Genomic DNA, 13304 nt, shown 5'->3' with positions numbered 1-13304 from the left:
TGATGCTGGAATCCCATTGGCTGGCCGCCCAGCCAGCCAATCTCACCCTCGAATTTCAACACATTCAGGAAGCGCAGGGCCTGTCGTACAACGTTGTCAACTGCCTTATGCAGGACCGCGATGGTTTCCTCTGGATCGGCACCTATGGCGGGTTGAATCGCTATGACGGTACGCATTTCACCGTTTTCAAAACCGACCGGCAGCGCCCGACCAGCTTAGGAAATAACATCGTTCATGCGATATGCCAGGATAAAACCGGGGCCATATGGGTAGCTACGGACGATGGAATCAGCCGATATAACAGCCGCACAGGACAGTTTGATAACCACAAGACCGCCGGCAATGAAGCCCTGGGCCAATGCCTGGCTATTTTGTGCGATCGACAGGGCGGCATTTGGTTTTCCAGTGCCAACAGAGGGATCTTTTTGCTAGACACCCGTACCAATCAATTCACTTCATTCAGCCATAATTCCGCGAATCCAGCCTCCATTTCCAGCAACTCAATCACCAAAAACGGGCTACTGGAAGACCCGCACCGCAACGGTCTCTGGTTGACGTCGGAAAAAGATGGCCTTAATTACCTGGATATCAAATCGGGGCAGTTTCTCAATCACCGCAACAACCCCGATCAACTCCCTATTTTTTCTCACCACCACACGTCAGCCTTAACACGAGATGGTACGAATCGACTGATTTTTTCTGACAATACGGACGAGCGCATTCTGGTATACGATCTATCGAAAAAGAAAATAACCAACCGCATAGCACTGGCCAGCCGAACAGGCCGGTCGGCTTTCCCACTGGGTACGGTCGTCGTCGATCGAAGCCATAACCTGTGGGTCAGTTCCTGGACATACACCATGTTTTATGTTGATGCGAACCAGTATAAGCCTCAGGAATTCTTTCACGACGTTGCTCAGAAAACATCCATAGCCAGCGACTTTTTCTGGGCGGGCTGGCAGCAAAATGATGGCACGATCTGGTTCGGTACGGTTAACGGCCTCTCGTATACCAATCCGGGAAAGACGTTTTACCAGATTCATAATCTGGCCCGCCAGCACCCGGACCTGGCCAATGGCCTGGGGTTGACCTCGTTTCTGGAAGACGCCAACGGAAGCTGGTGGCTGCTATCGGCCGATAACGAACTGTTTTCTTACGACCCGGCCGCCAGCCGGTTGGCGACCTACAAACTACCCATTACGGAGCCGAATCAGTATCGGTTCGGCTTGCCAATGATGGTTACGGGCCGCACGAAAGACGAACTGATCATTTGCCGAACAAAATCACTGGTCATTTTTAACAAACGAACCCGAACGTTTTCTCCTTTTCCCTTGCCGCCCGTTGTAAGGACGCATGCCCAGGATTTTAGCACCCTGGTTCGGCAGGGCGACTGGCTCTGGTTGTTTGGCACCAGTGATGCTATCTTTCGGTATCACCTGCCATCAGGCCAGTGGCGTATTTTCGACCTACCCACTGAGACGGGAAAGGCCAGAATCAGGGTTTGTTCTGCCAGTTTCGATAAAGCCGGAACGCTATGGGCTGACCTCAACGGGAAAGGATTTATCTGGTTCTCGGCCAAACAACAGCGTTTTTTAATGGCAACACGGCAGTTGCACACGACGGGCTTTACCGACCATTTTGCGTTTAGTGCCGATGCGAAAAACCGGCTATGGCTGCCCGTATCCGGGAGCGGCTTAGTTGAGTTTGACCCTGCTCGGGCCAGCTTCCGCACCTGGACCGAGCAGGATGGCCTGTGCTCAAACGAGTGTAAATCCGCCTTTGTCGATGTGTATGGGGATATCTGGATGGGCTCCTTCAACAAGTTTTCAATCATCAATCCGGCCCAATCGTCGGTCCAGAACATCACGTTATCGCTCAACGAAGCTACCATTGGTTACGTCAACTACATGTTTCCCCTCCGAAACGGCAACATACTCACCACCTTAAAAAATTATGTGGTTGAGTTTATGCCGCGCCGAATCAATAGCCAGCCGACACCCACCAACGTCCTGATCAGTGCCCTCACCTTACCCGACACGGCCATCGCTCTTCAAGGGCCTAACCCGACGGTTAAGCTGGGAGTTAGCGAGAATAATTTCAGTATCAGCTATTCCGTGCTGAACCGTGCCCAACAGACGTACGTGTATTTTTACACCTTAGACGGCTACGATGATCATTGGGTGAAGGCCGACACCCGAACCGTTGCCAATTACACCAAAATTCCGGGGGGAGATTATACGTTCAGGGTGAAAGCGGTGGCGGGAAAAACAGAAACCGCCGAAGCTAAATTGACGATTCATGTCAATTCGGCATTCTATAACACCCGCTGGTTCCGGATCGGACTGCTTTTCCTGGTCCTGACGCTGACGTATCTGTTTTATCGCTACCGCGTTCGGCAAACGGCCCGGCTTCACCACTTTCAGATGCAAACGACCCGGCTGGAACGGGATAAAGCCCAGATTCAGTATCAGAACCTGATCAACCACCTGAACCCGCATTTTCTGTTCAACAGTCTGACTTCGCTCAACAGCCTGATCCTGATCAAACCAAAAGACGCATCGGTATTTCTGCGAAAGCTATCGGCCATTTACCGGTACATCCTGCAAAATAAAGATAAAGAGCTTGTCAGTCTTCAGGATGAATTGACCTTCGCCCAGAGTTATATCGACCTGCAAAAGGCCCGTTTCGGGGATGGGCTCCAGATCGAGATCAACGTTGATCCGGAATACCTGACCCGGCAGATTGTTCCCGTAACGATCCAGAACTTACTGGAAAACACGATTAAGCACAACATTATTGATGACGAGAGTCCGCTACAGATTCAGATTTACACCGAACAGGAGACGCTGTTTGTCAGGAACAGTCTACAGAAAAAAGAATTCGTCGAAACATCCAACAAACAGGGCTTGGCCAGTCTGAAATCGCTGTATGGTTACCTGAGTAGACAAGACATCAGCGTAACCGAAACGGCTACTCACTTTTGGGTTACGATTCCACTGCTCTAAGAACAACCTACGTCTGAGCAGGCGCTACCTGCGAATATGATGCCCGCCTTACCGATGCCTAATTTCTTTGCGGCACTTGTGCTCCCTGCGAATACCTTTCCAGCTTGTTGACCCTTCCCTGTATGAAACAGCTTTTCTTCCTGGTACTTCTTGGCGTTTTGGTGGTGGCCGTGCCGGTTTCGGCCGTGGCACAACAGAGCAAGCGCGATAGTCTGGAGACGCTTCTTAAACGAACCCCTGCCGATACCAATCGGGTAATTCAGTTAAATAAAGCCGTCGGTTTATTTTATAGCAACGACCCAAAAAAAGCAAAGCAGTATGCTGAACAGGCGCTGCAGCTTTCCCGTCGGCTTAACTACCAGCGGGGCATCGGCCGAAGTTACCTCAGCCTGGGCGTTTACCAATGGTCGCAGGGCGCGTATCAGCCAGCAATCGACCTGTCGAAAACCGCCCTACCGTATTTTGAGAAATTGAACGATCAGAATGGCATTGCTGCGGTCTACAGCAATTTAGGGGTAAGCGCACGGGGGCTAGGCGATTTTGCGCAGGCCATAACCTACTATTTCAAAAGCCTCAGCGTCAATGAAAAAATCGGCGATCAGGCGGCTGTCGCCCTGAATTACAATAACATCGGAATTGTTTTTAAATACCAGGAAAAATACGACCAGGCGCTGTATTACTATTGGCAATCGTTTCGTAAAAGCGCCGGTATCGAGCCCCGCAATCAGGCCGGTACGCTGCAAAATATCGGCCTGATCTACCAGCTAAAAAAAGACTATCCCAAAGCCATTACCTACCTGAACCAGGCCCGGACACGCTTTGCCGCCTTACATGAGCCAAAAGGCTTGGTGATTTGTGACAACAACCTGGGCGAGACCTACTCCCGGATGCAGCAGTACGACCGGGCCGAACAGTTTATACAACGGGCCTTAACAGTGGGGACCCAGTTTAACTACACCGCCAGCATGGTGTCCAGCTTGATTGGCTTGGGAGAGATCAGGCTCGCGACCGGACGGGCGCGGGAAAGTTTTTCTTTTTTTGACAGAGCCCGCACGCTGGTCGAGCAACTCGGCAAGCCAGACGGCCGGCTGCAAGTGTACAAAGGTCTCGCAACGGCACACGCCCAAACCGGCGACTTTGCCAAGGCCTACGCCTTCCAGTCAAAATGGGTTGTTCTGAAAGATTCTATCTTCAACGGAGAGAGTGCGAAAAAGATAGCCAGGGTGCAGGCCGACTACGAATCCGAAAAGAAGCAGGCCGAAATTGAACTCTTAAAAAAAGAACAGGAGGTATCCCGACTGTGGCGTAACGCATTGGGTCTCGGTTCGCTCGCTGCCCTGATTATTGCGGGGTTGATCATGAGTCGGCAGCGCCTGAAAATCCGAAATGACCAGGTGCTGCTGGCCCAAAGTAAGGTCGTTGCCGAAAAAAATGAGCAGTTAGAAACCCAAACGCATCTGCTGGAAAGCCAGGCCATCCGACTAACGGCTCAGGCCGGTCAATTGCAGGAATTAGATGCGGCAAAATCCCGATTCTTTACCAATGTGACCCACGAGTTCAGAACGCCCCTGACACTCATTATCGGTACGCTGAGCGAAAAACTTCATCTGCTGACAGAAACGTCTGAAACCGTTATTCGCCAAACGGAAGTAAGCATTATGTACCGGAATGCACAGCGGCTATTGCATCTGATTAACCAATTACTCGATTTGTCGAAACTTGAATCGGGTCGGCTGGACGTACGGCTACAAACCAATGACATACGACCGCTAGTAAGCGTGGTTGTCTCCCTGTTCTCGTCACTGGCTGAACAACGCCATATGCACCTCTCGGTGCAACTGTCACCCGAGCGCCTGCCAGTGAGTTACGATACGGATTTACTTGAAAAAGTAATCACGAATCTGTTGTCCAATGCCTTTAAGTTTACGCCCGATGGTGGTGAGATAACGGTATATGCCCAACCGGTAGCGCTCGATGAAGCTACGTTTGTTCAGATCGTGGTCGAAGACAGTGGTATCGGTATTACACCAGACCAGACGGAGCGGATATTTGAGCGGTTCTATCAGGGCACTCCGTCGCGGGCAGACCGCCAACCTGGAACTGGCGTTGGGCTGTCTTTGGTCCGGGAAATCGTCGACCTGCATCAGGGACGTATTCAGGTCGAAAACAAAGCTGGTTCGGGTGCCCGGTTCGTCGTGCTGCTTCCGTTCGTCGCGTTAGCCGAAGAGACAACCAACCCATTCGTACCCGAACGGCTTCCGGCAGAACAACTCGTAGCGACCGTATCGCCCGGGCCTGATTCTGAATCACCCATGAACAAGGCCAACGATGAGCGACCGTTGCTGCTCATTGTTGAAGACAACGAGGATGTACGGACATTTATCCGAAATTTGATGCAGACTCAGTACCGGGTAATGACAGGCGAGAACGGCCGCGCAGGGTTAACCATGGCACAGACTCACTTACCCGACCTGATCATTAGTGACTGGATGATGCCCGATATGGATGGTATTGCGCTTTGCCACCAGATTAAATCAAATGAATGTACGAGTCATATTCCTTTCATTCTACTGACGGCCCTATCGGCACAGGACAAGCGACTAACCGGGCTCGAAACGGGAGCCGATGATTACCTGACCAAACCGTTCGATTCGCGGGAATTACTGATCCGGGCGCAGAACCTGATCAGGAATCGCCGGAAGCTGCACGAGCGATTCAGCCGGGAAATCCGCATTCAACCCAACCAGATTACCGTTACCTCAGCCGACGAGAAATTCATGACCCGAGTTATGACAATCGTAGAAGCTAATTTAAACAACTCGGAATTCAGTGTCGAGCAATTCGGGCGGGAAGTGGGCTTGAGCCGCATGCAACTACACCGCAAGCTACTGGCCCTGACCGGACAGGCCTCGGGCGATTTTATTCGGGTCATGCGCCTAAAACGAGCGGCCCAACTCCTCGACGGCCGATCGGGGAATGTATCCGAAATAGCGTATGCCGTTGGCTTTAACTCCCTGTCTTATTTTGCCAAATGTTTCCGGGATCAGTTCGGCGTATTACCCACCGAGTACCAGGGCAGGCTCTCCTCTCCGGCCTAGCCCTGGAGAAACCTATCGAATTTGACCAGGAAAGCTACTTACGGCGATTGCCCAAACTCTGATCAGTCTTTCTTTGGCAACTCCTGATTATCCCGCGTATTTTTCTGGACAGCGATGGCGCCAAACAAACCTAACAAAAAGGCGAATGCGTAGAATCCTTTTTCGCTCGGCAGCAAGGTCGCATTCCATAATCCAATGGTCAGAAGCGTGATGGACAGAATGGTTGAAAACCAGCAGATTCCGTAATAAATATCGGTTACGGGTAGTCCCTCCAGCCGGTCTCTCACGCTTTTCTGTACGGAGACTACCGAAAAAATACCGAACATTAAAACCGTGAAATAAAAGCCCTTTTCATTCAAGAGCATGTCGGACCGCCAAAGGCCGATTAAATAGCCGAACATTCCAGTTCCTAGAGCAAGCCACGAAGCGCCAACGAAGGCGGGTGATGTTTTCTGATTCATGAAGATGTAGTAGAAATAAATGAGTGGGTAAAAGTGGTCGTTGACTGGCGCACTTTCCAAGATTTTTTTTGTGAGTGGTTAGTATTCGACCGTTGAACCGTATCCTGCTGACTATGAGTCGTCTAGTATGCTATCCGGAAGACGGCCGCCAGACAGCGCGACATTCGGCGGATAAGTTATGTAGAGCCTGATCAAGTACAAAAACTGTATCTTAGCTCCCTGCGGTTACAACCTTCTTTTACCCATCGATAAGCCCTACCCTGCCCATTCATGAAAAAAATGCGGATGCTTTGCTTTCTCCTGGCGTGTACAACCCGCCTGGTTACTGTTGCCCAAACGCCCGTCGAGTACGTATGGTGGAACCCCGCCAAAAACGATTTTCCCGTTATCGAAGGACAGGCCTGGACCGGCAACGATATACGAAATCCTTATGACCGTCTGCCAGCCATAGCCGAGAAAACCGTTCGCAAAGAAGTTTGGAACCTGTCGCATAGCTCGGCGGGGCTGATGATCCGGTTTCGGGCCACTACCGATCAGGTGGTTGTCCGGTATGTGGTGGGCAACAAGCAGCAGGCACTGCCACACATGCCTGCTACGGGCGTGAGCGGGGTCGATCTGTACGCCGGGAACAGCGATGGCGACTGGCTGTGGGCCGCCGGAAAATACACCTTCCGCGATACGATACAGTACCGGTATGCCAACCTTGAGCCAAACGACTCCTACAAACGAGGCCGGGAATACCGCCTGTTTTTGCCCTTGTATAACTCCGTTCAGTGGCTCGAAATCGGCGTTCCGAAAGGCGTGACGCTAACGCCATTGCCCGTTCGGCTCGAAAAACCAGTGGTTATTTACGGTACGTCCATTGCACAGGGTGCCTGTGCCTCGCGGCCCGGCATGGCCTGGACGGCAATTCTGGGGCGCAAACTGGATCGGCCGTTAATTAATCTGGGTTTTTCGGGCAACGGCCGGCTCGAGAAGGAAGTCGTCGATCTGGTATCGCAGGTCGATGCCAGCCTATATGTGCTGGATTGCCTGCCGAATCTGATTGCCACGGTAGGGATCAAACCCGAAGACATCAAAAGCCGGATCCTGGAATCCGTGAAAATGCTGCGGCAAAAACGCCCAACGATACCTGTCCTGCTAGTCGACCATGCGGGTTATACCGATGGCAGCATCAGCCCCATCCGCCAGCAATATTACAGCGATGTAAACACACTGATGCACCAGGCATTTGTGCAGTTGAAAGCAGACGGTATCAACGGGATTTACCTCCTGCCCAAGTCGCAGATCAATCTGGATATGGATGCAATGGTCGACGGAACACACCCGACGGATTTGGGCATGCAGCAGTATGCCGACGCCTACGAAAAAACCATTCGAACTCTACTGAACGAACCCGTGGGCGACCGCTCGACCATGAAGCCACGCACCCAATACCGCGACGGATCGTTTGACTGGGAAATCCGCCACCGCGATATGCTGGCCCGCCTGAAAGCGAAACCACCCCGGATTATCTTCATGGGTAACTCCATTACGCATTTCTGGGGTGGAGAACCCAAAGCCTCGCGTATCAACGGCGCTGACTCCTGGAACAGCGTGCTGGAACCGCTGGGCGCCCAAAATATGGGCTATGGCTGGGACCGCATCGAGAATGTGTTGTGGCGGGTCTACCACGGCGAACTGGACGGCTACAAAGCCGATCAGGTGGTGCTGATGATTGGCACGAACAACCTTCAGTTAAACACGGATGCCGAAATCGTAGCGGGACTCAAGTTTCTGATTCAGGCCATTAAATCCCGCCAACCCACCGCCGAGGTTCTGATGGTGGGTATTTTACCCCGCCGGGACGGCGAAACCCGCGTGGATACCCTCAACGAAGCCATTGCTCAAATGACGACCGAAGCAAATGCCGCCTTCGTACAACCGGGTTTTGTTTTTCTGCAGCCTAACGGCAAAGTCGACGAGTCCTTATTCTCGGACGGTCTGCACCCCAATGCCGAAGGCTACCGACGACTGGCCGGAGCGCTAAGGCCGTATTTGAAAGGCGGAAAGAAGTAGCTGAAGGCTGGCTGGTTGAAAGTAGCGCCAGAGCGTAGTCTAAGACTACGCTCTGGCGCTATCCGGTCTCTGACCGGAACAGTAGACAGTTTTATGTACCGGTCAGAGACCGAATAATACTCAGCCGTAGTTTAAGACTACGGCGAATAAAGACAATAACTTACGGAGAACGGTCATGAAACCAGGTCTATTACTACTAGTACTAATGTCAATTTACAATCTTGTAGGTTGCTCAGAAAAGCCGCACAAAGAAGACAACGTTAATGTCAAAGACACAGCGGATGCACGGATAAGTAAGTTTCTTAACGACTTTAAAAATAGACCTATTTATAAAAATTTAACGGAACAGATCATCGATACAACATCCGATGAAAAACTTCTGCAAGTCGTTTTTGATAACTTATCTCAAAAGTTACCTACCAGCTATACGGAGGAGGAAGAGTATGAAACCGTACAAGGTTGGAATAAATCAAGACAGGCCATCTATATGATCTGGATACTGGAGTCGGAGGTAAACAACGGTGGGTATAATCAATTTTATGCTAATTCGAGTGGCCAGTATTCCAGGTACTTACCAGGCGCTCTAAAACTTGTTGGAGCAGACAGGTTAGCTGATTTGACCCAGCGAGCAAATAACGTCTTCGAAAAAGAAACGAATAAACACAACGAAAATCAGGACGGAGCGCCTACTGATCTTAGCCAATCCTATGGGGCCAACCTATTTAAACGATTTGATGATGAATTTTATGAGCTTGCTGAGGTTGACAGTTTAAGTCAGATACAAGTTGACTTTATCCGCAACCACAAAGAAAAATTTATTGATAAGTAGAGCAGAACAACACGACCTTACTGCACTTTTTTCTCCGCAACCGGCATCATCACCTCCACCATTTTCCCGATGGGTTTTCCGTTCCGATAGGCGATTACTTTAACCCGGTCGGCGCCTTTGGGCATCAGGAAGGGCTGCGTGTAGAGCGGAAAATGATCATCGGGAACGGTATTGTCTGTTGTGTAATAGAGATACGTATCGGGGAGTTCGTGGCTCAGGGTCACTTCCGTCATTCCCGTCGGGTGCTTTTTCAGCGTAACGATGGGGTTATACACGCTGCGGGCGTAGTTCACGTCCTGTACATCGAAGCGTTTAAAATGAGCCTCCACCCGATTCATAAAGTCGGGCCAGTTGCGCTGGCCTTTGGGCGACCAGAGGACTTCGGCCAAAGCAAAGGCACGCGGCCAGGTCATGTATTCGGCATGACGTATGTTGGGTACAGATTCTGTCCAGAGGTTACCCTGTCCACCCAGAATCAGGTCGGCCCGCACGCTGTCGGGGACAGGTTCGAAGGCGTAGGAAGTACTGAGCCGGACCATGCCGTAGGTGCTGGGTTCGGCCGATGGTTCGCCCTGGTATAAGTCCAGGTAACAAAACTGAGCGGGCGTCATAATGACTGGGTGACCCTGTTTGGCCGCTTCGATTCCCCCTTTCATACCCCGCCAGCTCATCACCGTGGCATCAGGCGCTAACCGAACCGCCGGACCGTCACCCTCCAGAATTTCGTCCCAGCCAATGAGTTTCTTCCCCTTCGACTGCACAATTTTCTCCACCCGATTGATGAAATAGCTTTGTAATTCTTCGACCGTTTTGAGGTTATTAGTAGCCATCGTGGCTTTACATTCCTCACAAGTCGCCCAGAATCCCTTGTAGGCTTCGTCGCCCCCCACATGAATGTAGGGACCCGGAAACAACTGAGCGACCTCGGTCAATACCTTGTCGACGAACCGGTATGTACTATCGTTGCAGGGGTTCAGGGTATTGTCTTCCAGCTTATAAAACTTGCCGTTGGTGGGCACCAGCACCTGTTTTTTGTCACACGTCAGCGCCGGGTAGGCGGCAATAGCGGCCATCATGTGGCCCGGCATGTCAATTTCGGGCACAATCATGATGTGCCGGTCCTGGGCGTACTGAACCACTTCGCGAATATCGTCCTGTGTATAGAAACCACCGTACGTCGGCGCTTCACCTGGTTGTGCGTTTTCAATATCGTTCCAGCGTCCGCCCGTTCTGGCAGCTCGCCACGCCCCTATTTCGGTTAGTCTGGGCAAGCTGTTGATCTGAATACGCCAGCCCTGATCGTCGGAGAGGTGCCAATGGAAAACGTTGAATTTATACTGCGCCATCTGGTCGATGTACCGCTTCACAAACTGTTTGTCGAAGAAGTGGCGGCTCACGTCGAGCATTAATCCCCGCCAGCCAAAACGGGGTTGATCGCGGATGTGCAGAGCTGGAATCGACTGCCCCCGAACGGTTTTGACTACTGGCATTAACTGCCGCATCGTTTGCAGCCCATAAAAAAGGCCGGCAGCTTCAGGAGCCGTCAGGGTAATACCCGTTGGCGTTACAACCAGATCATAGCCCTCCGGCCCGACACCCGGTACAGGAGCCAGCCGGACCGTGACTGCTTTTGTGAGCTTAGGAGCGTCCGAAGCAGGGATACCGGGTAAATTGTCCATCACCATTCGGCGCACATCGGCCACCGGAGTCAGAATAGCGAGCCGGGTTTGGGCCGTAATGGCAAATGTGCCCGTGCCGGGTTCGAGGGTTTGCGGAGCGGGGATCAGAGCCGGAATGGCCATCTGGGCCGAAGCCGGAAACGCCAGAAGAAGCAACGCGATGAGTTTGTACATTCAGTTTAGGTATTGAACTGCCGGTTAGACAGCCGAAGTAGAACAGGGTTTAGGCCACCAGAGTTTGATGCCGAAGACGCGGCCAGGTTATGGTTTTGCACCTAACGGCATCCAGCCGCAGAGGCAGTCCGACGTTTAAGACGCAAATCGGCTACTCGCGTCAACGACCACATCTCTTCCCGGTCTGCCCAGCCGACGTTCCGGGGCTGTGTCCTCACAGCCCCGGAACGTTAGTACCCAACAACTTAGGCCCTGGGCCAATGGGTTTCCACGCCCTGCGACCGAATCAGTTTCTGGAAGCCATCGAGCAATTGTTCTTTCTCCCGAACCGCGTGCGGACTAACCCGTTTGTCGAGCGAATACGCCACCAGCATTCCCACCGCTTCGCCAATGCTCCACTCAACAGGATGCAGTCGATAGCACCCGTTGGTAATGTGCGTTGTCCCGATATTCTTGTTGGCGGGAAGCAGATTTTTCATGCGTTTCGGCAACAACGCGCCTAACGGTATTTGGAATGGCAATGACCCAAAGTCAATGTAATTGTTACCGCCCGTGCTGGGATGCAAATCAATATGGTAATAGCCAACACCCACGCTATCAGCGAACTCGGCTGCTACGTTGCCGTCTTTTTTACCCGTAATCAACGCGCGGTTTTCTGCGCCGACATGTTCTTCCAGAATGGTGAAGACGGCCTTAATGCGCCGGGACTCACGCACATACGGATATTTGGCGAGCCCGTCTTCGGTGCCCATAGTATCAGGACGAAACCGTATTCCCGGCCAGCCTTGCCCACCATCCGGACGTGGCACTTCCGTTTGTAGCCAATAAAGGAGCGATAGGCTTAACTGCTTGGCGCGATCAACGTGTTTTTTGAACTCCTTTTCGGTTGCCCCAATCAGGTTGCCAGCACTGTAATCATTTTGGGGCCAGTTTACCCCCGAAACATCACCGGCGTAAGTCCCCGGCTTAAAGTTGGCCTTGCTGATTACCCGGCGGTAATTCCACAGATTCAGCTTGTCGCCCGTAGGAATGCCTTCCGGATGAAAACCCAGTTGTTTCGGCTCCAGCGTTTTGGGATTTGAGTACGTCAAATCGAGCAGCTTCCCCGACCAGGCGGGCGTTATTGCCGGTGAATACGCACGCCAGAAGGCGTAGTCTTTGGGCTTATCAATAACGTGATTGCCCCCTGCCACATAATCCATAGCGAAGCAGACCGTAAATGCCTGACAATTGTTGGGGTCCGCTTTCGCGGGCGCGTGCAACTCGCGGGTCTCGGATCGGGATTCAGCTCCGGTAACAAACTCGGTTCCGGTTAGCGGGAGCAGGTCGCCCAGTTCGGTCGCATCAACGAAATACGGAGCCGACAGAATTACCTCGTTACCCGTACGCAGGCTCACGGCTTTCAGGGCACGAACGGTATCGCCCTGTACATCGGCACTACTTATTTTATGGTCGAGAAGCAGTGTCAGCTGACCGGAACTCAGGTAGGGAGCCATCATCTGCTCCAGCACCGCCAGGGCTACCTTCGGTTCATGGCATAACCTCGACACCGCCCCATCGCCCGGATTCAAAAACGGACTGGCTTTAGCGGCCGCCGTCAACGGATAATTCTGTTTATAATACGTTCGGATGGCCGTGCGTACATCGCGGTAAAGCTGAGTGGCGCCATGGGTTTCAATCCATTGGTGTTCATCGGGCGGAACGCCCTGCTGGGTCATCTGTCCACCAATCCAATCCGTTTCTTCCGTCAGAATAACCCGCTTATGATTTCGCAAAGCAGCCAGGGCTGCGGCACATCCGCCCAGGCCTCCACCGGCAATGACCAGATCGGCGGCTCGTTCGGCTTGTCCGGTTCGGGCAAAGGAGCGGTGGGTTTGGGCGGTGGTCGAAAATGGCAGGAATGGCACGGTTAAAGCAACGCCACTGCCAGCGGCTAAACGGTCAAGAAAATTACGTCGATTCATGCGTGATGCGAAAGGTGGACTTTGTCAGTGTACAAC

At 52.2% G+C, this 13304-nt stretch carries 7 protein-coding genes; 4 read left to right on the top strand and 3 right to left on the bottom strand.

The annotated features are described in order from the left end of the window. Window positions 1-2 precede the first annotated feature (2 nt). On the top strand, window positions 3-3005 hold the full coding sequence (locus SD10_RS28595) for a ligand-binding sensor domain-containing protein (protein WP_052731064.1): 3003 nt from the start codon (window positions 3-5) through the stop codon (window positions 3003-3005). 122 nt (window positions 3006-3127) lie between these two features. Next, window positions 3128-6103, top strand: a complete 2976-nt coding sequence (locus SD10_RS28590) for a tetratricopeptide repeat protein (protein WP_052731063.1) — start codon at window positions 3128-3130, stop codon at window positions 6101-6103. 62 nt (window positions 6104-6165) lie between these two features. On the opposite strand, the gene yiaA is transcribed toward SD10_RS28590, so the two are convergent. Next, complete coding sequence (gene yiaA / locus SD10_RS04095; RefSeq protein WP_046579019.1) at window positions 6166-6564, bottom strand: inner membrane protein YiaA; 399 nt, start codon at window positions 6562-6564, stop codon at window positions 6166-6168. 270 nt (window positions 6565-6834) lie between these two features. Between yiaA and SD10_RS04090 the strand changes: the two genes are divergently transcribed. Beyond that, window positions 6835-8622: an SGNH/GDSL hydrolase family protein gene (locus SD10_RS04090; protein WP_046375809.1), complete on the top strand. Its 1788-nt coding sequence runs from the start codon at window positions 6835-6837 to the stop codon at window positions 8620-8622. 205 nt (window positions 8623-8827) lie between these two features. Beyond that, a complete protein-coding gene (locus tag SD10_RS04085) occupies window positions 8828-9451 on the top strand; it encodes a DMP19 family protein (protein WP_148562379.1) in 624 nt (207 codons plus the stop codon). 17 nt (window positions 9452-9468) lie between these two features. Here the strand turns inward: SD10_RS04085 and SD10_RS04080 are convergent, their stop codons facing one another. Together SD10_RS04080 and SD10_RS04075 are read right to left on the bottom strand one after the other, a co-directional pair. Further along, entirely contained in the window at window positions 9469-11304 is a 1836-nt protein-coding gene (locus SD10_RS04080) for a beta-N-acetylhexosaminidase (RefSeq protein ID WP_046375808.1), read from the bottom strand. A 245-nt stretch (window positions 11305-11549) separates the two neighbouring features. Then, the gene (locus SD10_RS04075) at window positions 11550-13268 is read right to left on the bottom strand and encodes an FAD-dependent oxidoreductase (RefSeq protein ID WP_046375807.1); all 1719 of its coding nucleotides are present in this window, start codon (window positions 13266-13268) and stop codon (window positions 11550-11552) included. Between the last annotated feature and the right edge of the window lie 36 nt (window positions 13269-13304).

This window comes from Spirosoma radiotolerans (assembly GCF_000974425.1).
In the GTDB taxonomy this organism is placed as follows: Bacteria; Bacteroidota; Bacteroidia; order Cytophagales; family Spirosomataceae; genus Spirosoma; species Spirosoma radiotolerans.
The sequence above is the reverse complement of the archived record's forward strand: the minus strand, read 5'-3'. Positions and strand labels throughout refer to the sequence as shown.